This is a genomic window from Tsukamurella conjunctivitidis (assembly GCF_007858475.1).
Classification (GTDB): domain Bacteria; phylum Actinomycetota; class Actinomycetes; order Mycobacteriales; family Mycobacteriaceae; genus Tsukamurella; species Tsukamurella conjunctivitidis.
In genome coordinates this window covers 186236-205446 of the sequence record NZ_VIGX01000006.1, presented here as the reverse complement: position 1 = coordinate 205446, position 19211 = coordinate 186236, and the positions used below count along the sequence as shown (strand labels likewise).

The following is a 19211-nucleotide window of genomic DNA, read 5'->3' as shown; positions in this document are numbered from 1 at the left end:
CCCACGACCCCCTCCCCGGCGGATGATCGGGCTCGATGAGGTGCGCGCCACGCGGCCCGCGTGGCGCCACACGGGGTTGCGGTACTTCCCGTACGCCGCCGTCGTCGACGACGCTTGGTGGGTCCTGCGGGTCAATCATGGCTTCCCCGAACACGATCTGTACACGGTGTTCGTCGACGGGACAGCGGTCGCCGATGCCACGCCGGGCCGCGGCTCCTCCCCGTTCGACGCGAGCCTCGCACGGCTCGACCAGCTGAGTAAGGGCCGAGGACCGCAGGTGGAACCCGCCGTCGCGCACGCCGCGATCGCCCCGATCGCCGCGTTCGCGGACTACGGCAGCGAGAACGACGACACCTGCGATTTCTGCTTCGGCGACAAGGACGGCTACGCGCCGATGTGACGCCCACCGGCGGCGTCGATGACCTCCGCGGCCAACGCACGGGCGCGGTCGAGTTCGGCGTCGTCGCCGAAGAGTTCGCGTCGGGTGTTCGCCGCTGCGAGGTAGGCGTCCAGCCGGAACGCGGCCGCCGCGGGGTCGGCGGCCCCCTCAGCCGCGAACTCGGACTCGAGGAGATCGAGCCATTCCCGCTTCAGGTTCCGGACCGCTTCGGCGACCGCGCCTGTCCGGTGGCCGTACTCCGTCGCGGTGGCCGTCACGAAGCAGCCACCCGGAAAGGTCTCGGCGCGGAGGTACCCGACCCACGCGTCGAGGAGGGCGTGCAGCCTGTCGGCGCCGGGCGACACCGCCAGCGCGGGCCGGATCACCACGTCGATGTAGACACGGCGCGCCTCCGCGACGGCGGCGACCTGGATCGCCTCGCGCGTCGGGAAGACGGTGAGGATGCCGCTCTTGCTGACGCCGGTCGCGGCGGCCAGGCCACCCACGGTGATCGTGTCCAGGCCGTGGACGGTCGCCAGGTCGGCGGCGGCCCGCGCGACGCGGCGCCGGGTGGCGTCGCCGCGCGCCCGCCGGCGGTCGGCGGTCGCCGGTGTGGTCATGGGTTCAACTGTAGCCACGCGATCGCTCTGGACGGGGCGCGGCGGACGGAGTACCGTCGAGCCATGTTTACGACCGATCGGTCGTACTGATTGGGAGGGCCATGTCCGACAACGCTTTCGCACCGCTCCTGGAGCGCACGGTGACCATCGCCGCCCCGCCGGCCACCGTCTGGGAGGCGGTGGGCGATGTGCGGCGCATGCCCGAGTGGAGCCCCCAGGTGGCCTCCGTCAGGCTGCGCGCGCCCGCGGCCGACGTCCGCCTGGGCACGCGCTTCACCAACCTCAACCACCTGGGAGAACTCGAATGGGTCACGCACGGCGAGGTCGTACGACACGAGCCCGCGCACGCGATCGCCTTCCGCATCGAGGAGAACTACACGATCTGGTCGTTCACGCTCGAATCCGAGGGCGACGGCACCGTCCTGACGCAGCGCCGGGAGGCGCCGGACGGGATCTCGCAGTTCTCACTCGACCTCACCGAGAGCCACCTCGGCGGGCAGGAGGCGTTCACGGCCCTCCTGCTCGAGGGCATGGAGCGCACTCTCGCCGGCATCCGGTCGGCCGTCGAGGCCACCGACCGGTGACCACCCGTCCCGATCAGGAGGCGAGCTGCGCCGCCGCTGGCGGTGGCGCGTCGAGGTCGTCGCAGAAGTAGAACGCGGCGTCGGGATCGGCCTGGGCGGGCGGGGGCAGGTGAGTCAGCAGCCGGGACAGGGTCGCCGAATGATGGAACGGGAGGTCCGCCGGATCCCGCAGGTCGGCGCTGCCTCCCGCGACGGGATGCCAGGTGTCGTCGCCCACGGCGCGACAGCGCATTTCAGCCCGGCCGGACGGAGCGCACTCGCTGACGACCTCCACCGTGCCGATGACGCGGGCGCCGTCGGCGGTGGGGATCGGGTGTTCGGCCTCGATCGTCGTGGTGAGCCGATGCAGAGATCTCATGACGTCTTCTTCCTCATGGACTCCAGGGGCCGGTCGGAAACACGAGGGAATCGGGTCGGGGGCTCCGACCAGCCCGTCAAGGGGCCCCCGACCCTCGCAGCGTGGCCTGTGTGCCGCGGGACGTCGTCTAGATGAAGAACCGCCGACCGTCGATGGTCAGCACCTCGTCGCGGCGGACCCAGGGGTAGTCCTCGACCACGGCGTCGAGGTCGACGCTGCGCGCCTGCTCGGCGAGATCCGCCGGGTCCGCGTGGGGCACGCCGATTCCCAGGTCCCGGATACGGGGATCGTTGCTCTGTTGCATGTCCGCCCTCCGATCACGGTCGGGTGGTGGCGAGCCGGTCGCGCCCGCCCGCCACCACTCCGGAACTATCCGGCTACGTCGACGCGTGCGTCGTCGTCGGCCGCACTGGACTCGACGGCGAGTTGTTCGCACTGCGGTTCGTCGGAGCCCTGCTCGACGACGATCCGGCGGGGTTTCGCGCGCTCGGCGATCGGAATCGTCACCGTGAGAACACCGTTGTCATAGCGCGCGGCGATCCCAGCGGTGTCGATGCTGTCGCCGAGGGTGAGCTGCCGGCGGTAGACGCCGGAGAAGCGCTCACTGGCCAGCCACCTCACCCCGGAATCGGGCATCGCCGTCCGCCGGCCCGTGAGAGTGAGGACACCGTTCTCGACGTCGACGTCGATGGAGCCGGGGTCCGCGCCCGGTAGGTCGGCTGTGAGGACGTAGTGGTCGTCCACCTGGTAGAGGTCCATCGGCATGAACCGCGGCGAGCGCGGCGATCCGGTTTCCCGGTTCGCAGTCAACAGGCCCTGGGCCACAGCATCCAACTCGGAGAATGGGTCGAACCTCAGCACAGCAAACACCTCCCGTGAACTCCAGGCCGCCCGCCACTCTGACGAGCGACTCTTCAACTGTGCAGTACTAGTTTTAGCACTCTCTTCGCACGAGTGCTAGATGTTGACGAGAGGCGTTCTCAGACCTTGCGCGAAGCACATCGCGACGTCCGGCAGCGGGACGGGGCTGGCACGAATCGCAACAGGGGTTCACTCCGCTTTCGCTCTGCGAGACCGAATAGGGCTGGTGGGGAGAGAATTTCGCCGTATGATCAGCACATGCAATCCCCTCGCCACGAGGCACTCGATGCGGTGGGCGGGGCTCCACAATCCTTCGGGAGCTTCCGCCTCACTTTCGACGAGGAGCGCTGGTACTGGTCCGACGAGGTCGCGGCGATGCACGGCTACGCGCCGGGCGAGGTCGTCCCGACGACCGACCTGATCCTGTCCCACAAGCACCCCGATGATGCCCCGGCGGTGCGCGAGCAGGTGCGCCGCACGATGGATTCCGGAGAGCCCTTCAGCAGCCGGCACCGCATCATCGACACCGCCGGAACGGTGCACCACATCATCGTGATCGCTGACCGCATGGAGTCGGAGGACGGCGCCGTGATCGGCACCGAGGGTTACTACATCGACATCACCGACACCGTCCGGTCGGAGATCCGCCAGTCACTCGCGGAGACCGTGCCCGACATGATCGCGGCCCGTGAGGACATCGACCGCGCCAAAGGCGTGCTGATGTTCGTCTACGGCGTCTCCGCCGACCGAGCCTTCGACATCCTGCGCTGGCGCTCCCAGGAGACGAACGTCAAATTACGACTGCTCGCCGCGCAGCTCGTCGACGATTTCGCCGCGCAAGAGCCGCTGCTCTCCCGCAGTGCCCGGGAGCGCTTCGACCATCTCCTCCTCACCGCCCACCGCCGGGTCCACTGACCGCGGGCGCGAAGGGCCCTCTCCGGTGTTTGCCGCGCCGAGCTGCGGGGTAGGCCCGTGCCGCGGGCCACCGGGGCTCGGACCGGAACGGAACGGAAGGAGAGTAGACATGACTCGAGCACGAGACATCATGCAGCCGAGCGTCGAATGCATCGGCAGCACGGATACGGCGGCCGACGCGGCACGGCGCATGAGCGAACTGCACGTCGGCGCACTGCCGATCTGCGGCGAGGACGGCCGCCTGAAGGGCATGATCACGGACCGCGACATCGTGACCAAGGTGGTCGCACGCGGGCACGATCCTGCAAGTGTGCGCGCCGGCGAGCTCGCGCAGGGCGAAGCGGTCACGATCGGTGCGGACGACGACACCACGGAACTCCTCTCGACGATGGCGGACCACCAGGTACGCCGAGTACCCGTCATCGACGGACACACCCTCGTCGGGATCATCGCGCAGGCGGACATCGCCCGAGCACTCCCCGATCAGCGGGTCGGCGACCTCGTCGCCGCCGTGTCCTTCGATTAGGAGCAGGACGATGACGACGTGCGACACCTGCGGCAACGAGTACGACGACATGTTCACGATGACGCGCGGTGACGAGACCCGGCATTTCGACAGCCTCGAGTGCGCGATCACTTCGTTCGCCCCCTCCTGCGCACGGTGCGGGTGCCGGATCATCGGGCACGGCGTCCAGGTCGATGAGACCGTGTACTGCTGTGCCCACTGCGCCCGTGATCGTGGGCACCACACGCTCACGGACCGGGCGTCGACGACGTGAACAATCCCTCCGCCTGGGTTTGAAACACTGCGCGCCGGGTATCCCATCACCGGGGATGAACACGAATCCCCTTCCCACAGAACCACTACCAGGAGGTATGCACCATGGCAGACCCCAACAACCCCGGACAGTTCGGCAACCGCTCCGACACGGAGGAGCAGGCCCGTAAGGGCGGCGAGGCGAGCCCCGGCCAGTTCGGTTCGTCGGAGGGCGCGGACCCGCACGAGGCCGGCCGCAAGGGCGCCGAGGCGCAGCCCGAGGAGGCCAAGGCACGCGGTGGCGAGCACAGCCACTCCGGCCGGTGACGCGCACTCCGCGTGAGGAACCGGCGACGGCGGGGCCCGATGGGGTCCCGCCGTCCGCTGCGTCTGACCGCGAACACGCGAGCAGCCACCGTCCCCCGCTTCTCCCCGGCTCGGTCGACTCACACCTGTCGATCTTCGATCGCTTCGCCGATCTCACTGGCCGCTGGGTCTCGCAGGCGTGGTTCTTCAGCTTCTGCGTGCTGTTGGTGCTGATCTGGGCCCCGTCGATCCTCGTTCTGCGCGATGTCGACACCTGGCAACTGGTGATCAACACCGCCACCACGATCATCACGTTCCTCCTGGTGGCCCTGGTGCAGAACCAGTCGACCCGGGCGGACGCGGCGACCCAGCAGAAACTCAACGCCCTGATCGAGGCGACTCTCGATCAGGAGCCGTCGGAGGCGGTGCGCCGGCAGCTCCGCGAAGCCATCGGCGTGGAACGCCGGGAATCCTCATGAGAAGCACAGCGACAACAGCACGGCATCGGAGGGCCACCTCGCGCGCCTTCCGATGCCGTGCTGCCGGGTCTCCGATGATCAGACCTCGTCCCGAGGGATCTCCCGGTGCCAGCTATCGGCGAACACCCGGCGCGGCCCGCGGTCCCCGTCGCTCTCGTAGGCGTCGAGCTCGGCTGTCACGACGAAGGCGCGCACGGTACTCGTGAGGACCGTGCGGGTACGCACCTCGACGTCCCAGTCCTCGCGACGGAAGCGCCGCAATGTTCGGGTCTCCCCCCGCGCGGACGTCACGTCATCACGGTGGAACCCGAACCATTCAGTAGTGGAACGCGTGACCCCGGTGCCCGTCTCGTCGATGACGTACTCACCATCGTCGTCCACGATCTCCAAGGTGGTTCCGCCCCGCGTCGGCGGCGTGATGCTGACGCACGGGGTGCCGTCCACCACCGCCGATCTGACCTCGACGCCCCGGCGGATCCACCACGGCGGCATAGCCGACGACATGCGCTGTCGGGCCGCGAGGCTCGCGACCATGATCTCCGGGTCACGGTAGAACGTCTTGCTCCGCCGGGCCCGGAGGGACGCGGCCACACATCGGGCTCGGACCGAGATCACAGGCCGTCCTCGTCCGGCTCCTCCTGCGCCAGTCGCTCGTCGAGCGAAGGGCCTTCTCGTTGCTCGGGCCCCGTCACTCCGCGCCGATCACTCTCCGCCCAACCGTCGGGAGGATCGATCGCCGTGGCCCACGGGTCGTGCTCGAGGAGGTCCTCGTCGAGGGCTTCCGCGTCGGCGGACACACTCGCGGACTGATCCTCGACGGGCCCGTCCGCGCCCGCGTGGTCGTCGGGTTCCGGTGTCATCGGATCACTCCTTCGGTGGGTTGTGGCCGCCGATGGCGGTGCGCGGCCAGTACCGCAGGTCCGCACAGGCCTCGATGAAATCCGCAGCGACCCGCTCGGAGTCGAGCGGGAAGCACCCGTCGTCGACACTGTCGACGAGCCCGGTGCGGCGCAGCAGCGGCCCGCAGTGCTCCCCGATCGCGACGAACTTGCTGTGATGGAAGGCGTCGGTGATGAAGTCCCGCGCCGCCGGGTCCGCCGCGAGTTCCTCGGCTCCGGCGGCTGAGGTCAGGATCGCCGCCGCGTCGAACAGGACCGACGGGGCGCCCGCCAACTGAGCATCGGCGCCGAGGCTCCCGCCGTCGTCGGCGACCACGCCCCCCACCCTCGGCGCGACGATCACCACCGAGGCTCCGGCGTCGGCGGCGTGGCTCCGCAGTGCGTCGACGAGCGAGCGCTCGACCCCGTCGGTCACCAGCGCGCCCACCGTTCGCCCGGCGAATGTCCTTGGCGCATTGCGCATCATGCTGACGGCTGGTGATCGAGGGATGTCGGTCCGCACCGGTACCGCGGCCGGGGAGGGCGCCGGCAACGGCATGCCGAGCCCCGCGGCGACACGAGAGGCGAGACCGTCGTCCACGTTCATCAGATTCGAGACCATCCTCGTCCTGATCGCAGGTTCCCCCACCTTGCTCAGTTCGAAGACGTAAGCGGCGACGATGTGGTCCTGCTCCACGGCGGTCTGGCTGTCCCAGAACATCTTGGCCTGGCTGTAATGATCGGCGAAGGAGTCCGGACGCAATCGGGTCTTCGTTCCGGTCACCGGCTCGGCGAACGTGGTGAGCGCCTTCGCGCCGGTCCGTTCGCGCGGACCGCCGTGATCGCTCGAGTTCGGCTCGTAATTGATCTGGCCGGACGGTACGTCGTGTTGCATGTGTCCGTCCTGGTGGAAGAAGGCCATCGGGCATCGGGCACTGTTCACCGGCAGTTGCGTGAAGTTGGGCCCGCCCAGTCGGGACAGTTGGGTGTCGAGGTACGAGAAGTTCCGTCCCTGCAACAGCGGATCGTCGGTGAAGCCGATGCCCGGGACGATGTTCTGCGTGCAGAACGCGACCTGCTCCGTCTCGGCGAAGTCGTTGTCCACGGTCCGGTCCAGCGTGAGGCGACCGACCACCTGCAGCGGCACCGTCTCCTCAGGAACGATCTTGGTGGGATCGAGTACGTCGAAGGGGAGAGCGTCCGCCGTCGCTTGGTCGAACAGCTGCACGGCCAGGTCCCACTGCGGATACTCGCCCGAGGAGATCGCGTTCCACAGGTCTCGGCGATGGAAGTCGGGATCGGCGCCGTTGATCTTGACCGCCTCGTCCCACACGACGGATTGGCAACCGAGCACCGGCTTCCAGTGGAACTTCACGTACGTGGACGCACCGTCCTCCGCGAGGAACCGGAAGGTGTGCACACCGAACCCCTCCATGAATCGGAAGGAGCGCGGAATCGCTCGGTCCGACATCTGCCACAGGGTCATATGGGTCGATTCGGGAAGGCACGAGACGAAGTCCCAATAGGTGTCGTGCGCGGACTGGGCCTGGGGGAAGCCGCGGTCGGGATCCTCCTTGACCGCATGCACCAGGTCCGGGAACTTCATCGCGTCCTGGATGAAGAAGACGGGGATGTTGTTGCCCACGAGGTCCCAGTTCCCCTCGCGGGTGTAGAACTTGACCGCGAAACCGCGGACGTCGCGTGCCAGGTCGAACGATCCTGCACGGCCGGCGACGGTCGAGAAGCGGACGAAGACCTCGGTGCGCCTTCCCACTGCGCCGAAGAGATCTGCCACCGTCACACCGGTGAGCGACCGGGTGCACTCGAAGACGCCGTGCGCGCCGTATCCGCGGGCGTGGACCACGCGTTCCGGGATGCGTTCGTGGTCGAATCGGAAGATCTTGTCGCGGAGGACGAAATCCTCCAGCAGCGTCGGCCCGCGCTCCCCCGCTCTCAGGGAGTTCTGATTGTCCGGCACCGGCGCTCCCTGGGAGGTCGTCAGCGCCTCGGCCGCGACTTGGTGAGGCTCCCCGCCCTGCCCCACCGCCGTGACCGCCTCGATCTGCTCGTCTGCCATGTTCGCCTCCTAGGCTGATTCGTCGTCGGTTGGTCCGCCGTCACCCTCGGCCACGCCCGCCGCGCCGGCGGTATCGCCGGAAGTACTGACGTTCCTCGGCGGGTGTGAGTTCCTCCCCGAGGACCGGGTCGCGCTGTCCGCGGTCGTCCCATGCGTTCCTCCTGCGACTGAGCGAGACCGCCGTCATTGCCGCGCCGCCCACGACGATCAGGAGGATCCCGATGCCGACAGCGGCCCACGCCCAGGGCGTGCCGATGGCCGTCGCGCTGATCCCGATCGCGAGGACGCCGATGCCCACGAGCACGCCGACGAAACCTGTTCCACCCCATTGCCGTGCGATGCGCTGCATCAGTGGGCCCCCTGCCGCATCCGGTCGGAGATCACGTCACGGGCTCGGTCCAGCATGGCGGCGAACGGCCCGACGAGGAGGTTCGCCGGTGCGGACTCGATGGCGGGGTGCGGGCGCGTCGGCGCGATCGCCTCGATGGCCTGCACCGCATCCGCCATCCGCGCCGCCTCGTCGTCGTCGATCTCGTTACGCAGAGCGATGAACTCCTCCCGCTCCTCGCGCTCGACGTGTCGTTCGACCGCGGCGCGCAGGGCTTCGATCTTGGCGTCGAACTCGGCGGACCGGAGGTCGAGATCCTCGAGCTCGGCGAGCAGCCGCTTGGCGGCGCGCTCCTCGCCGAGCCGCTCGTCCACCACGGTGCCGCCGGCCGCGATCACCGCGCGCGCCTTCGGGTGCACGATGATCTCCTCGGCCGCCTCGTGCACGGCCAGAAGCCGTCGCAGTTCGAGGAAGGCCTCGTCACGGTCCTCCGCGTCGCTGGCGAGGACGCGATCGAAGAGTTGCAGGATCCGCTGGTGTTGGAAGGCCAGCTCATCGATGAAGGTGTACGGATTGATGAACGTCACGGTGCTCGTCCTCTCTGTCTCGTCGGTCCGCTCGCGGCGGTGCTGCAGCAGAGGTCTACCCCGGAAGAGCGACGTCAAACGTCGGCGATGCCGCCGAAGCCGGTGACGACGAGCGAGCGGGATGCAGCGTCGCTCGCGGCGCTGATCTCCACGGTCGGGGCACCGGGAGAGGCCACTCGCTGCCACACGTACGCGGCGGCGGCGATGCTCATGAAGTCGACCCCGGACAGGTCGAGCTCCACCCTGGCGCTCGTCCGCACGGCCTCGTCGACGGCGCGGACGAGCACGGGCAGAGTGAAGGCGTCGAGGTCCCCCTCCGGGACCACCTCGGTGCAGAGCCGCGACGGAGCCCGCGACCCGCCCTTCCGGAGAGCGTCGGGATGTTCGATGACAGACAGTGACATGGGAGCCTCCAGCAACAGATCGTGATGTTCCGGCTGCGGCACTCAACCTCCTTCGTTCGTACCACAGGCACACCGTGCTGTACAGGCACAGCCGAGTCGTTGGAGATCGAAAACGACTACACCGCTGAATGTTCGCGGTTCGACATGAGTGATTCGCTACTCGGCGACGTGCGACCGGAGGCTGCCGAGCGCCCTGGACAGGATCCTCGACACGTGCATCTGCGAGATGCCCAGCTGTGCCGCGATCTCGGTCTGCGTCATCGACCGGTAGAACCGCAGCGCGAGAACGGCACGCTCGCGTTCATCGAGCCGCTCGACCGCGGGGCGTAGCGACGCGAACTCCTCGACGAGCTCGAACCCCGGGTCGTTCTCGCCGATCCTGTCCACCGGTGCGGACCGCTCGTCGTCACCGACGGGCTGGTCGATCGACCTCGCTCGGTAGCCGTTCCCCGCACGTGCCGCCTCTCGGACGTCGTCCACACTCACGTCCAAGCGCTCCGCGAGCTCGCGGTAGGTCGGTGTCCGCCCGAGCCCCTGTGCCGTCTCGGCGATCGCGGAGTTCATGCGCAGGTGCAATTCCTGCATGCGCCGCGGCACGCGGGTCGCCCAGCCGGTGTCTCGGAAGTGGCGCCGCAGGCCACCCAACATAGTGGGCACCGCGAAAGACAAGAAATCGGTGCCCTTGTCCGGATCGAAGCGGTCCACCGCGTTGACCAGACCGACGCGGGCGACCTGCACCAGGTCGTCGTGGGGCTCACCTCGGCCGGAGAACCTCCGCGCCAGGTTCTCCGCGAGGGGCAGGCACCGGGTGATCACATCATCCCTGGTGGCGGCGGCGCGTGTCCCGCCCTGACGACGCGCCGATCGGAGGATCTCCGCCACGTCGGAGTAGTCCTCGCTCGAGTGCCGCGGCTCCCGAGATTGCGGCGGCACTACACGGCACCCCGACCCGAGCGGAACGACACGCTCGTCGACCATCCACCGCCCGGCGCCGGTGCACGTTCGACCTCGAGCCCCTCGGTGAGCGTATTCAGGACTCGCCAGCCGAACCCGGATCGGTCCGGCGCGCGGTCGCTGCGGGTGCGCGCCGTGACCGTCGTCGTGAGGTCCGCCGCGGCGAGCTCGATCCGGAGTTCGACGTTCGCGCCCTGCTGGGCATCGGCGATCAGCTCGGTGCAGATCTGGTCGATCGCGAGCCCGAGGTCGGACACGATGTCGATGTCGAGGTCGAGCATGATGGCGAGCGCCTCCGGTACCGCACGCACCACCGGCAGGTACGAGAGGTCGGCCGGAACGCTCAGATCGACGGGATGGGCCGGTGCGGTCCGTGCCGTGTACGCCATGAGACTCCGTTCATCGAAGGGCGCCTTCCGTGCTAACACGGGGCGCCCTCCCCTGTACAGCGAAACGCGGGACGGAGCCGGCGATCCGCACCGCCGCCCCCGACCGCCGCGGCGACCATCAGTCGCTGCTCCTCGCTCGTTCGTTGGCGTCTTCGATCGCATCGATGAGTTCCGCCTTCCGCATCGTGGAGCGTCCGTGGATGTCCAAGCGCCTGGCGACGTCGAGGAGGTGTTCCTTCGTCGCGTTCACATCGACACCCTCGTGCGTCGGGCCGCCCCGGCGCTGTCCCGGCCGTTCGGATGTGCCGCGCTTCCCGCCGGGCTTGCGCTCCCACCGGTCGCCGACCCGCTCGTAGCTGTGCTTGAGGGCCGCATAGGCGACGCGATGCGCCCGCTCCTCGTCCCCGTACTCCTCCAGTGCGGAGTCGTGGGCCTTGGCGAACGTCCGCTGGGCCTTCGCGCTCGAGCGCTGCAGGGTACCCGGGAGTTCGTCCTCATCGGCCGAACCCTGTTCTGTGGTCTTCGGCATCGATCCGTCTCCTTCCGCGTCGTTTCGGCACTGTCAACGGCCGGGTACCCCGCGCCCCGTCGTGGCAAACCCGGCGCGGGGGTTTGCCGGCGGACGCGGGCGGGTAGCCGAGCCACGGCGAGCGACCGCCACCGTCGAAGGAGGAGAACGTGCGAAGCCAGACCATCCGGTACCCCGGCGATACGGCCGAGATGAAGGATCAGCCCCGCGACGAGATGCGCGAGTACCACGGCCGTGGCCTGTTGAAGGGTAAGAAGGCGCTCATCACCGGCGGTGACTCCGGGATCGGCCGCGCGACGGCGATCGCGTTCGCGAAGGAGGGCGCGGACGTGGCCATCGCCTACCTCGAAGAGGGGGACGACGCCGCCCGGACCGTCGACCTCATCGAGCGCGAGGGCCGCCGGTGCGTGCGGTACGCGGGTGATCTCGGGGACGCCGCACACTGCCGCGACGTGGTCGAGCGCGCCCACTCCGAACTGGGCGCGCTCTCCATCATCGTCAACAACGTGGGTACCCAGCAGCCGGCGGACGATCTCACCGACATCACGCCCGAGCAGTGGCGTCGCACGTTCGCGGTCAACATCGACAGCTTCTTCCACGTGACCCGCGCCGCGCTCCCCCGTCTGGCGTCGGGCTCGTGCATCATCAACACCGCCTCCATCAACGGACTCCGGGGCAATCGCCACCTCATCGACTACTCCGCCACGAAGGGGGCCGTGCTCGCGTTCACCTACGCGATGGCGCAATCCCTCGTCGACCGGGGCATCCGCGTCAATTGCGTCGCCCCCGGCCCGGTGTGGACTCCACTGATTCCCGCGACCTTCGACGAGGAGACGGTGGCGGACTTCGGCGAGCAGGCGCCGTACGGACGAGCGGCGGATCCCGACGAGATCGCGCCGTCCTACGTCTTCTTCGCCTCGACCACCATGTCGTCGTACTACTCCGGTGAGACCCTCGCACCCATCGGCGGCGAAACCCTCCCCGGTTGAGCGTGTTCCTGTGGACCCGCGGGACCATCGCACGGGCCGCCGAGCCGAGGAACTCGATTCCCCTCCGCGCGCCGCACACGGCGGCGATGGGGCGATCGACGGAGGCGACTCGTCGTCGGCGCACGGTCCCGGCGACGAGCTCGCCGAAGCGGTGCACTTCGATCCCGGTTCGCCGTACCGGGACCAGCCGTGGAACCTGCGTGCGCGCAACGAGACCCCCACGGAGCGACTGGACCGCAACTGGACCTCGCTGTTGCAGGAGGTACGAGTGCTCCAGATGAGTGTGCAGTTGCTCTCCGGCTACCTCCTCGTGCTGCCGTTCCAGCCGCGCTTCGCGACGCTGAGCACTCCTTGCAGGGTGCTCTACTACCTGACCATGACCGCGTCGCTCGCCGCCGTCATCGTCTTCCTCACACCGATCGCGCTCCACCGGATGCTGTTCCGGACACACAATCTGTCCGTCGTGGTCACCGCGACGCACCGTCTGGTGCTGCTCGGCACCTGCGCCGTGGGCCTCGCACTCACCGGAGCCGCGGCGCTCGTCGTTGCTGTGGGGTCCACGTCGATGCTGATCGGCGCGATGGCAGCGATCGCCGGCGGCGCGTGCGCGGGCTTCTTCTGGTGGTGGCTACCCCGGCACCTGTTCCGGCGTTACGGCCACGGTCCCGGGGCGCCGGCCGAGCGTTGAGCCGGGCTCGTCATCGACGCATCTGCTCGCGCGAGTCCCGCCCGGCCGCGAAGCGTCGCCGGTACTCCGTCGCCGCCTCGGCGATCAGTGCTCGGGTCAGCCGCCCGACCGGGCTGACGGAGCGCACCAAGGGCTCGTGGTCCGGTCCCCGTCCGACCTGCCGTCCCGTCAGGACCCAGGCGTACCTGTCGGCGACGTCGAGTTCGCGATACGTGCAGACACGACGGACCACCCAGGTCCGCGTCTCAAGGGACCACCACGGCTCCGGTGTGAGCGTGGCGACGGACAGGCCGGGGAGGACGTACTCGGCCTCGTAGTCCCGGCTCGGGCCGTTCCGGCGATCGGCGTCGGGTCCCTCGGAGTAGCGGACGTACAGGACGCGTCGTGCGTCGACCTCGTGGACCAGGGCCGCGAGCTCGCCGATGACCGGGACTTCGCGCTCCTCACCTCGCCAGGCGAACAGTGGCTCCTCGTCCGGGCCTCCGCCTCGCACCTCGTCCCTCACCAGCGCTCCCCTCCGTGTTCGAGGACCCGAACACCGACTCGATCCGGCCCGTACCCGTTCCGGGACGCAGCGAAACACGCTCGGCGGGACCTACCGGCCACTTCCACCGCCGGGTACCCCCGGCATCCACCCGGTCCGTACCGGTTCCCGCGGATGCACCGGTTCCCACCTGCCCGCCTGGAGCCATCGGCGACCGAGACGTCCGGTCCACCCGCTCGCCGCCTGCATGTGCTCCCACCGAACGGGGAGCAGGGACCACAGCCAGTAGCGGGCCTTCCAGGTGCGATCCCAGCGCCATTCCTCGAGATCCGGGACCGCGAACGCTTCATCGTCGAGAAGCGGGGCGACCGCCGCGTGCGACGGGAGCGCGCGCTTCCGAGCGTGCGACGGGCTGGTGCCGGTCCCGCGAACGCGGATCCGATAGGCCTCTCTGCGGATCCCCGCACCCCGAGGTGCGAGCCAATCGACCACGAACCAACTGGTATCCAGGTCACGGGTGCGTATCTGCATCGTCGCAGTGACGGCCTCGGCCGTGTTGTCCAGCCGCGGCACGCGATCCACCACCACGTCCTGTCCGTCGCTCCGGAGCACCGTCCCGACCACGTCGTACCACGTGCCCGGGCCGCGCGCGACGATCCGGAACTCGACGGCGTTCCACTGGTCGTCACGAGCGACGCCGACCGCCGTCACACCGGGCACCCGCTCGATGCGCCGCGCGCCGATGGTCAGCCCGTAACCGCCCGTGGTGGTTTGCGACAACGTGAGCTGTTTCCACGCGACGGCGAGGGCGAACAGCGGAATGACGATCAGGGGGATGTAGACGACGATGTTCATCACAGATCGCGTACGAGGGTCTTCCCGTCACGCCACGCGGTGAGCAGTGCGTCGTCGAGGCGGTCCTCGGCCAACCGCCAGGCTGCGATACCACGAACGATGTCGCGCTCGCTGCACGGATCGGCGGCGATCATGGCGCCGACGACGTCGTGCCGCATCACGAGTTCATGCACGGCGTCGGCCTCCACGTGCTCACGGTAGAACCGGATCGCCGGCTCCGGCGCTCCTATCCGCTCGAGTGCCGCCACCATGCGCGCGGACCCCGGCGGCGACGTGACCTCGGTGGCCGCGAAATGCCCGATCGCAGCGCCCATTTCCGCACGGCGGAGACCGAACGCGCTCATCAGCGTCACCGGAGCGATCGCCGCGGCCGGTGCGCGGTCCAGGTAGTCCAGATAGCCGTGGTCCATCCCCATCGCCTCGAGTAGGTCCGCGTACAGGCACTGGTGGACGTCCTCGCCGCGACCGGCACCGTACTCGTCGAACTCGACCGCCACGAACGGCGCCTTGGATGCCGGCGCGAGCCGGGGAATGACCCAGGCGTGGGGATCCGCCTCCTTGAGGTGATAGAGCGACCGAGCGGCGAAGTAGTCGCGGAAGCGAGTCCCGTCGGCGGCGCCCCGGAGACGCTCCACGGCGCCGCCGGCTCGCAGACTGTCGCGCGCCAGTCCCTCGAGCGCGTCGGCCGCGGATACTGCCGTGGAGTGGGGCTCCAGTTCCCGGTCGACCGCCGCGAGAAGGACGTTCTCGAGAGCCACTCGGGCGGCGATGATCGACGGATCCCATTCCAGGGCCGGGTCGATCCCGCGCCACCCGCGGTAGTGCATCTCCTGGCAGATGAAGAGCGCCAGCTGTGCATCGTCGGACCAGGCGTCGACCCCGGTCATGTCGGGCGCCGACGCCGAAGCCGGGTCGCCGGATTCCAGGGCGTTGATCACCCACTGCGAGATCGTCCCTCGCGCAGAGGGCAACGGCACCGCGTGCCCGCTGCGCACGGACTCGGCGATCCGCGTCATGTTCCACCATCACTTCCTGTCGACGTCGTCCCGGTTCCGGTACCCGCTTCGGTCCTCCTCGAAACCGCAGGACGCGTGCGGCGTTTACCGGGGCACGGCAGCGGGTAGACCGCATCGTCAGCCGCAGTGCAGCATCCGGTGCGCTCGACGTCGACCGCGCCGGCGGAAGGAGAGACGATGTCGAGCAGTACCCGTTCGGTACTCGTAACGGACCGGGGCGGGGACGGTACACCACGTGCCTTCGGCCCCGGGATACCGCGGAGCGGCCCAGTGGAAGCAGTCGGGTCCGCCGCCGGGCCGGACGACGTCTACCTACCCCAGGCCGACACCCTCCTCCTCATGGAGGCGCTGGGAGATCTCCCCGTCCGGGGTTCACGCGTGCTCGACCTCTGCACGGGCACCGGGGTCGTGGCCGTGGAGGCCGCGGCGCGCGGCGCGCACGTCACCGCGATCGACTCATCGCCCGCCGCGGTACGCGCGGCGCGAGCGGTCAGCACCGGTGCGGGAGTCGACGTCGACGTGCACCTCGCCGATGTGGCCGAGTTCAGCTCGACGCTCGCCTTCGACGTCATCACCTGTAACCCCCCGTACGTGCCGACGCCCGTCGGGGCGGAGAATCTCCGGGGAGCCGCGGAGGGCCCCGTCGAGGCCTGGAACGCCGGCCCCGACGGCCGTGCCGTACTCGATGTGGTCTGCGGCCGGTTCGATGACCTCCTGTCGCCGACCGGTACCGCGTTGATCGTGCAGTCCGCCTTCGCGGGCTGCGATCGAACCCTCGCCGTCTTGCGCGAATCGGGATTCGTCGCCGACGTGGTACGCCGCCGGGCGATACCCTTCGGCCCCGTGCTGCTGGCGCGGCGCGACCTGCTGCGCCGCGCCGGCGCGATTCCCCCCGACTGCCGCCTCGAGGAGATCGTCGTCGTCCGCGCACACCGCCCGGTCGGTGCCTCATGACCGCCGCGCAGTCCGATGGAGAGCCCCGCACGACCGCAGAGCGCCGCCGCCGCGTGCGCGTCGTTCCCGGCGGGCCCATCCTGGTCGAGGGCCCGGTCGAGGTTCTCGGCGCCGACGGCACACCGCGGACCTGCGACCGCTTCGTCGTCGCGCTGTGCGCCTGCGGCGGCTCCCGGATCCCGCCGCTGTGCGACAGCAGTCACCGTAGGCGACGCTCACGCGGACCGGCGGCGAGCGGACCGGGAACGACGTGATTCGCGCCGGCCGACCATCCGCTTCCGGCGCACGCGCACTGCGCGCGGAACGGACACCGCCCCGGGGAGATCTCCCCGGGGCGGTGCGCTCCGCTGCACCGTTACGGCGTGCGGCCGATCTCTCCGTTCTCGCCTTCGAGATGCGCACGCACCATCCAGTGCAGCTGTTCCAGCGCACGGCAGTGGTCGATCAGCATGTCCTGGGTCATGGGGTCGCGATCCGCGCTCGCGGAGACGGCGGCCCGGTACGACTCGATCACACCGACGTAGACCGCGTCGAGCGCGGTCATGTGAGCGACGGTATCGGCCCTGTCCACCGGGTAGTCGTCCCAATTCCGTTGGGTGACCACGGCGCCGGGAGTGCCGCGAGGGACGCCCCCCAGCGCGGCGATCCGTTCGGCCGTCTCGTCCACCATGCGGCGCACCGTCCCGACGTGGTCGTCCACCATGTGGTGAGCGGCGATGAAATGCGGTCCGACCACGTTCCAATGCACGTGTTTGAGGGTCAGCGCCAGGTCCACCAGCGCGGTCAGACGGTCCTGCAGGAGGCCGACGAGCTCATCGGCGTCGGCTGCGACGAGGCCCGGAACGCTGAACTCGACAGTGGCGGGGACGTTCTCGTCGAATGTGGTCATCGGTGTGCTTCCTTTCCGTCGTCCCACCGAAGATCGGCGGTGGGTGTTTCCGATCCGCCTGATGCCTCAGCGGTACGGCGGGTAGGGCGAGCGACTCACGAGAGCGGCGAGGTGCGCCGCGTTGCGTGCCGCGTTGGCCGTGGTCGTGGCGACCGCGTCCGGGGTACGTTCGAGATCCTTGTAATCGCGGCCGCCCATCGCCTCGTCGTTCCAGTACGTGGCACCCTGCGCGGGCACGGTGAAGCCGATATCGCCCAGCGCGCCGAACACGTCCGCGATGATCTTGTGCGCCCCGTCCTCGTTGCCGACGACGGCGCACATCGCCACCTTGCCGAGCATGGCGGGGCGCCCCTCGTCGTCGGTCTCGGACAGCTCCGCATCGAGTCGCTCGAGAACCCGCTGGGCGACGCTGGACATGTGCCCGAGCCAGGTGGGCGTGGCGAGGAGCACGATGTCGGCCGCGCGAACCCGCTCGAGCACCTCCGGCCACTGATCGCCCTCACCCATGTCGCGCTGCACCCCGGGCCTGATGTCGTGGTCCACCGCGCGGACGGCCTCACCGGAGACGCCGTGTCGGTCGAGCTCCTCCAGAACCTGCCGGGCGAGGACTTCACTGCTCGACGCGGACGGCGAGGGTGTGAGAGTGCAGATGATCGCGAGTGCTGAAGTCATACCTTCGGGTAGCCGCCCCGCGAACGGTTCAAACATCGGCGCCGGCACAGGCTTCGGCAATGATCTTACTCACACGTAAAGATCCATTGTGACGTCGAGCACATCGCGGCACGCGCGCCGAGGGCCGGCAGCACCGTCGGGGGCGCGCCGCCGCCGGCCGTCGACGCCCGCCACGAACGGTGCGATCACGCCGCATGATCCAGCAGGTCAGAGGGGAACCGGCGAGCGGATCCCGGCGCGGCGAGAGCGGAGGCCGCCGGCGAGTGCACCATCACAGCCCCGCGGTGCCGCCCGCTCCACCTCCGGCCGGCCCCGCGCAGTTCGGGATCCCATCACAGAACGAACGTGTGGTTCGGCATGGGCAGGAGCTAATCTACCCCTGCTCCGAGGAGGTTCGGGGCACGGCGGTCTCGGCTCCCCGGGATACTTCCGTGCAGCTAGCAGTGTGAGGGCCCGTGTCGATCATTCAATCCGGCGTCACCAAGGTCGCGCAGGGCAGCGTCTCCGCGCTCACCCAGGTGGGCATGATCTTCCAGCTGTTCGCGAGCATCGTCCGCAACACCTTCCGGCGCCCCTTCCAGTTCCGCGAGTTCATCGAGCAGTCCTGGTTCATCGCGAGCGTGACCATCCTGCCGACGGCGCTGGTGGCCGTCCCCTTCGGCGCGATCGTCTCCCTGCAGACCGGTTCGCTCATCGGCCAGCTGGGCGCCGAGAGCTTCACCGGTGCCGCGAGCGTCCTCGCCGTCGTCCAGCAGGGCGCGCCGGTGGTCACTGCCCTCCTCGTGGCCGGCGCCGCCGGCAGCGCGGTGTGCGCCGACCTCGGCGCACGCACCGTCCGCGAGGAGATCGCGGCGATGGAGGTGCTCGGTATCGACCCCGTGCATCGCCTGGTCGTACCCCGGGTCCTCGGGATGATGCTCGTGAGTGCCTTCCTCAACGGACTGGTCTCGGTGGTCGGCGTCGTGGGCGGCTACTTCTTCAACGTGGTCCTGCAGCACGGCACCCCGGGTGCCTACCTCGCCTCCTTCTCCGCGCTGGCCCAGCTTCCGGATCTGCTGGTCGGGGAGCTCAAGGCGCTCGTCTTCGGCCTCATCGCCGGCGTCGTGGCCGCCTACAAGGGCCTCAACCCGGGCAGTGGCCCGAAGGGCGTCGGCGACGCCGTGAACCAGTCCGTGGTGATCACCTTCCTGCTGCTGTTCTTCGCGAACATCATCCTCACCGCGGTGTACCTGCAGATCGTCCCGGCGAAGGGCTCGTAG

The 19211-nt window shown here is 69.2% G+C and carries 31 protein-coding genes; 13 read left to right on the top strand and 18 right to left on the bottom strand.

Annotation, left to right across the window (positions count from 1 at the left end; translation table 11 throughout):
• Positions 1–22 precede the first annotated feature (22 nt).
• Positions 23–400, top strand: a complete 378-nt coding sequence (locus tag FK530_RS13220; RefSeq protein ID WP_231706621.1) for a hypothetical protein — start codon at positions 23–25, stop codon at positions 398–400.
• Here the strand turns inward: FK530_RS13220 and FK530_RS13215 are convergent.
• Positions 385–999: a TetR/AcrR family transcriptional regulator gene (locus FK530_RS13215; protein ID WP_146487488.1), complete on the bottom strand. Its 615-nt coding sequence runs from the start codon at positions 997–999 to the stop codon at positions 385–387. The genes FK530_RS13220 and FK530_RS13215 overlap by 16 nt on opposite strands.
• 101 nt (positions 1000–1100) lie before the next feature.
• Here FK530_RS13215 and FK530_RS13210 point away from each other — a divergent pair, with 101 nt between their 5' ends.
• A complete protein-coding gene (locus FK530_RS13210; protein ID WP_146487487.1) occupies positions 1101–1583 on the top strand; it encodes an SRPBCC family protein in 483 nt (160 codons plus the stop codon).
• Positions 1584–1596: 13 nt separating this feature from the next.
• Here FK530_RS13210 and FK530_RS13205 read toward each other — a convergent pair whose 3' ends face one another.
• From FK530_RS13205 to FK530_RS13200, 3 genes are all read right to left on the bottom strand, one after another.
• Positions 1597–1941 carry a hypothetical protein gene (locus tag FK530_RS13205; protein ID WP_146487486.1) on the bottom strand — a complete coding sequence of 115 codons (345 nt, stop codon included), beginning with the start codon at positions 1939–1941 and terminating at the stop codon, positions 1597–1599.
• Between the two features lie 127 nt (positions 1942–2068).
• On the bottom strand, positions 2069–2245 hold the full coding sequence (locus tag FK530_RS25850) for a hypothetical protein (protein WP_158645094.1): 177 nt from the start codon (positions 2243–2245) through the stop codon (positions 2069–2071).
• 65 nt (positions 2246–2310) lie between these two features.
• Positions 2311–2802 carry an Hsp20/alpha crystallin family protein gene (locus FK530_RS13200; RefSeq protein WP_146487588.1) on the bottom strand — a complete coding sequence of 164 codons (492 nt, stop codon included), beginning with the start codon at positions 2800–2802 and terminating at the stop codon, positions 2311–2313.
• A gap of 258 nt (positions 2803–3060) precedes the next feature.
• Here FK530_RS13200 and FK530_RS13195 point away from each other — a divergent pair, with 258 nt between their 5' ends.
• The 5 genes from FK530_RS13195 to FK530_RS13175 all read left to right on the top strand — a co-directional run bounded on the left by FK530_RS13195 (position 3061) and on the right by FK530_RS13175 (position 5259).
• On the top strand, positions 3061–3717 hold the full coding sequence (locus FK530_RS13195) for a PAS and ANTAR domain-containing protein (RefSeq protein WP_146487485.1): 657 nt from the start codon (positions 3061–3063) through the stop codon (positions 3715–3717).
• Positions 3718–3826: 109 nt separating this feature from the next.
• Positions 3827–4243, top strand: a complete 417-nt coding sequence (locus FK530_RS13190) for a CBS domain-containing protein (protein ID WP_146487484.1) — start codon at positions 3827–3829, stop codon at positions 4241–4243.
• Between the two features lie 10 nt (positions 4244–4253).
• Complete coding sequence (locus tag FK530_RS13185; RefSeq protein WP_146487483.1) at positions 4254–4496, top strand: metallothionein; 243 nt, start codon at positions 4254–4256, stop codon at positions 4494–4496.
• Positions 4497–4600: 104 nt separating this feature from the next.
• On the top strand, positions 4601–4801 hold the full coding sequence (locus FK530_RS13180; protein ID WP_146487482.1) for a hypothetical protein: 201 nt from the start codon (positions 4601–4603) through the stop codon (positions 4799–4801).
• A gap of 125 nt (positions 4802–4926) precedes the next feature.
• The gene (locus FK530_RS13175; protein WP_146487587.1) at positions 4927–5259 is read left to right on the top strand and encodes a low affinity iron permease family protein; all 333 of its coding nucleotides are present in this window, start codon (positions 4927–4929) and stop codon (positions 5257–5259) included.
• Positions 5260–5337: 78 nt separating this feature from the next.
• Here FK530_RS13175 and FK530_RS13170 read toward each other — a convergent pair whose 3' ends face one another.
• Complete coding sequence (locus tag FK530_RS13170) at positions 5338–5550, bottom strand: hypothetical protein (protein ID WP_146487481.1); 213 nt, start codon at positions 5548–5550, stop codon at positions 5338–5340.
• Between the two features lie 31 nt (positions 5551–5581).
• Here FK530_RS13170 and FK530_RS13165 point away from each other — a divergent pair, with 31 nt between their 5' ends.
• Positions 5582–5812, top strand: coding sequence for a hypothetical protein (locus tag FK530_RS13165; RefSeq protein WP_146487480.1), 231 nt, complete (start codon positions 5582–5584; stop codon positions 5810–5812).
• Positions 5813–5870: 58 nt separating this feature from the next.
• On the opposite strand, the gene FK530_RS13160 is transcribed toward FK530_RS13165, so the two are convergent.
• From FK530_RS13160 to FK530_RS13125, 8 genes are all read right to left on the bottom strand, one after another.
• Complete coding sequence (locus FK530_RS13160) at positions 5871–6119, bottom strand: hypothetical protein (RefSeq protein ID WP_146487479.1); 249 nt, start codon at positions 6117–6119, stop codon at positions 5871–5873.
• Positions 6120–6123: 4 nt separating this feature from the next.
• Entirely contained in the window at positions 6124–8214 is a 2091-nt protein-coding gene (locus FK530_RS13155) for a catalase (RefSeq protein ID WP_146487478.1), read from the bottom strand.
• Positions 8215–8254: 40 nt separating this feature from the next.
• Positions 8255–8563, bottom strand: a complete 309-nt coding sequence (locus tag FK530_RS13150; RefSeq protein ID WP_146487477.1) for a hypothetical protein — start codon at positions 8561–8563, stop codon at positions 8255–8257.
• Complete coding sequence (locus FK530_RS13145; protein ID WP_146487476.1) at positions 8563–9129, bottom strand: hemerythrin domain-containing protein; 567 nt, start codon at positions 9127–9129, stop codon at positions 8563–8565. Before FK530_RS13145 ends, FK530_RS13150 begins: the two co-directional genes overlap by 1 nt.
• A 74-nt stretch (positions 9130–9203) precedes the next feature.
• On the bottom strand, positions 9204–9533 hold the full coding sequence (locus FK530_RS13140; RefSeq protein WP_146487475.1) for an STAS domain-containing protein: 330 nt from the start codon (positions 9531–9533) through the stop codon (positions 9204–9206).
• Between the two features lie 156 nt (positions 9534–9689).
• A complete protein-coding gene (locus FK530_RS13135; RefSeq protein WP_146487474.1) occupies positions 9690–10511 on the bottom strand; it encodes a SigB/SigF/SigG family RNA polymerase sigma factor in 822 nt (273 codons plus the stop codon).
• On the bottom strand, positions 10466–10876 hold the full coding sequence (locus FK530_RS13130; RefSeq protein WP_146487473.1) for an ATP-binding protein: 411 nt from the start codon (positions 10874–10876) through the stop codon (positions 10466–10468). The genes FK530_RS13135 and FK530_RS13130 overlap by 46 nt, the downstream gene beginning before the upstream one ends.
• Before the next feature lie 118 nt (positions 10877–10994).
• Positions 10995–11405 (bottom strand): ChaB family protein, encoded by a 411-nt coding sequence (locus FK530_RS13125; RefSeq protein WP_146487472.1) that lies wholly within the window; start codon positions 11403–11405, stop codon positions 10995–10997.
• Between the two features lie 191 nt (positions 11406–11596).
• On the opposite strand from FK530_RS13125, the gene FK530_RS13120 reads away from it, so the two are divergent.
• Both FK530_RS13120 and FK530_RS13115 read left to right on the top strand, forming a co-directional pair.
• On the top strand, positions 11597–12394 hold the full coding sequence (locus tag FK530_RS13120) for an SDR family oxidoreductase (protein ID WP_146487586.1): 798 nt from the start codon (positions 11597–11599) through the stop codon (positions 12392–12394).
• Positions 12395–12404: 10 nt separating this feature from the next.
• Positions 12405–13082 carry a DUF6328 family protein gene (locus FK530_RS13115; protein ID WP_231706619.1) on the top strand — a complete coding sequence of 226 codons (678 nt, stop codon included), beginning with the start codon at positions 12405–12407 and terminating at the stop codon, positions 13080–13082.
• Between the two features lie 10 nt (positions 13083–13092).
• Here FK530_RS13115 and FK530_RS13110 read toward each other — a convergent pair whose 3' ends face one another.
• From FK530_RS13110 to FK530_RS13100, 3 genes are all read right to left on the bottom strand, one after another.
• Positions 13093–13587: a DUF6098 family protein gene (locus FK530_RS13110; RefSeq protein WP_231706618.1), complete on the bottom strand. Its 495-nt coding sequence runs from the start codon at positions 13585–13587 to the stop codon at positions 13093–13095.
• Between the two features lie 90 nt (positions 13588–13677).
• Entirely contained in the window at positions 13678–14421 is a 744-nt protein-coding gene (locus FK530_RS13105) for a hypothetical protein (protein WP_146487471.1), read from the bottom strand.
• Entirely contained in the window at positions 14421–15437 is a 1017-nt protein-coding gene (locus FK530_RS13100) for an iron-containing redox enzyme family protein (RefSeq protein ID WP_146487470.1), read from the bottom strand. The genes FK530_RS13105 and FK530_RS13100 overlap by 1 nt, the downstream gene beginning before the upstream one ends.
• 270 nt (positions 15438–15707) lie before the next feature.
• Here FK530_RS13100 and FK530_RS13095 point away from each other — a divergent pair, with 270 nt between their 5' ends.
• Both FK530_RS13095 and FK530_RS13090 read left to right on the top strand, forming a co-directional pair.
• A complete protein-coding gene (locus FK530_RS13095; protein WP_231706617.1) occupies positions 15708–16391 on the top strand; it encodes a HemK2/MTQ2 family protein methyltransferase in 684 nt (227 codons plus the stop codon).
• Positions 16388–16645, top strand: coding sequence for a CDGSH iron-sulfur domain-containing protein (locus FK530_RS13090; protein ID WP_146487468.1), 258 nt, complete (start codon positions 16388–16390; stop codon positions 16643–16645). Before FK530_RS13095 ends, FK530_RS13090 begins: the two co-directional genes overlap by 4 nt.
• Before the next feature lie 101 nt (positions 16646–16746).
• Here the strand turns inward: FK530_RS13090 and FK530_RS13085 are convergent, their stop codons facing one another.
• Both FK530_RS13085 and FK530_RS13080 read right to left on the bottom strand, forming a co-directional pair.
• Positions 16747–17280, bottom strand: coding sequence for a Dps family protein (locus FK530_RS13085; RefSeq protein ID WP_146487467.1), 534 nt, complete (start codon positions 17278–17280; stop codon positions 16747–16749).
• A 66-nt stretch (positions 17281–17346) separates the two neighbouring features.
• Positions 17347–17952 carry a flavodoxin family protein gene (locus tag FK530_RS13080; protein WP_146487466.1) on the bottom strand — a complete coding sequence of 202 codons (606 nt, stop codon included), beginning with the start codon at positions 17950–17952 and terminating at the stop codon, positions 17347–17349.
• 524 nt (positions 17953–18476) lie between these two features.
• Between FK530_RS13080 and FK530_RS13075 the strand changes: the two genes are divergently transcribed.
• Positions 18477–19211 carry an MlaE family ABC transporter permease gene (locus tag FK530_RS13075; protein WP_146431851.1) on the top strand — a complete coding sequence of 245 codons (735 nt, stop codon included), beginning with the start codon at positions 18477–18479 and terminating at the stop codon, positions 19209–19211.

What these genes read in the sequence shown, in the direction of transcription:
- FK530_RS13140 (WP_146487475.1), bottom strand. Translation starts at nt 9,533, where the DNA reads ATGTCACTGTCTGTCATCGAACATCCCGACGCTCTCCGGAAGGGCGGG.
- FK530_RS13220 (WP_231706621.1), top strand. Translation starts at nt 23, where the DNA reads ATGATCGGGCTCGATGAGGTGCGCGCCACGCGGCCCGCGTGGCGCCAC.
- FK530_RS13150 (WP_146487477.1), bottom strand. Translation starts at nt 8,563, where the DNA reads ATGCAGCGCATCGCACGGCAATGGGGTGGAACAGGTTTCGTCGGCGTG.
- FK530_RS13195 (WP_146487485.1), top strand. Translation starts at nt 3,061, where the DNA reads ATGCAATCCCCTCGCCACGAGGCACTCGATGCGGTGGGCGGGGCTCCA.
- FK530_RS13120 (WP_146487586.1), top strand. Translation starts at nt 11,597, where the DNA reads ATGAAGGATCAGCCCCGCGACGAGATGCGCGAGTACCACGGCCGTGGC.
- FK530_RS13135 (WP_146487474.1), bottom strand. Translation starts at nt 10,511, where the DNA reads ATGGTCGACGAGCGTGTCGTTCCGCTCGGGTCGGGGTGCCGTGTAGTG.
- FK530_RS13155 (WP_146487478.1), bottom strand. Translation starts at nt 8,214, where the DNA reads ATGGCAGACGAGCAGATCGAGGCGGTCACGGCGGTGGGGCAGGGCGGG.
- FK530_RS13160 (WP_146487479.1), bottom strand. Translation starts at nt 6,119, where the DNA reads ATGACACCGGAACCCGACGACCACGCGGGCGCGGACGGGCCCGTCGAG.
- FK530_RS13210 (WP_146487487.1), top strand. Translation starts at nt 1,101, where the DNA reads ATGTCCGACAACGCTTTCGCACCGCTCCTGGAGCGCACGGTGACCATC.
- FK530_RS13205 (WP_146487486.1), bottom strand. Translation starts at nt 1,941, where the DNA reads ATGAGATCTCTGCATCGGCTCACCACGACGATCGAGGCCGAACACCCG.
- FK530_RS13190 (WP_146487484.1), top strand. Translation starts at nt 3,827, where the DNA reads ATGACTCGAGCACGAGACATCATGCAGCCGAGCGTCGAATGCATCGGC.
- FK530_RS13085 (WP_146487467.1), bottom strand. Translation starts at nt 17,280, where the DNA reads ATGACCACATTCGACGAGAACGTCCCCGCCACTGTCGAGTTCAGCGTT.
- FK530_RS13090 (WP_146487468.1), top strand. Translation starts at nt 16,388, where the DNA reads ATGACCGCCGCGCAGTCCGATGGAGAGCCCCGCACGACCGCAGAGCGC.
- FK530_RS13075 (WP_146431851.1), top strand. Translation starts at nt 18,477, where the DNA reads ATGATCTTCCAGCTGTTCGCGAGCATCGTCCGCAACACCTTCCGGCGC.
- FK530_RS13215 (WP_146487488.1), bottom strand. Translation starts at nt 999, where the DNA reads ATGACCACACCGGCGACCGCCGACCGCCGGCGGGCGCGCGGCGACGCC.
- FK530_RS13180 (WP_146487482.1), top strand. Translation starts at nt 4,601, where the DNA reads ATGGCAGACCCCAACAACCCCGGACAGTTCGGCAACCGCTCCGACACG.
- FK530_RS13105 (WP_146487471.1), bottom strand. Translation starts at nt 14,421, where the DNA reads ATGAACATCGTCGTCTACATCCCCCTGATCGTCATTCCGCTGTTCGCC.
- FK530_RS13125 (WP_146487472.1), bottom strand. Translation starts at nt 11,405, where the DNA reads ATGCCGAAGACCACAGAACAGGGTTCGGCCGATGAGGACGAACTCCCG.
- FK530_RS25850 (WP_158645094.1), bottom strand. Translation starts at nt 2,245, where the DNA reads ATGCAACAGAGCAACGATCCCCGTATCCGGGACCTGGGAATCGGCGTG.
- FK530_RS13185 (WP_146487483.1), top strand. Translation starts at nt 4,254, where the DNA reads ATGACGACGTGCGACACCTGCGGCAACGAGTACGACGACATGTTCACG.
- FK530_RS13100 (WP_146487470.1), bottom strand. Translation starts at nt 15,437, where the DNA reads ATGACGCGGATCGCCGAGTCCGTGCGCAGCGGGCACGCGGTGCCGTTG.
- FK530_RS13080 (WP_146487466.1), bottom strand. Translation starts at nt 17,952, where the DNA reads ATGACTTCAGCACTCGCGATCATCTGCACTCTCACACCCTCGCCGTCC.
- FK530_RS13130 (WP_146487473.1), bottom strand. Translation starts at nt 10,876, where the DNA reads ATGGCGTACACGGCACGGACCGCACCGGCCCATCCCGTCGATCTGAGC.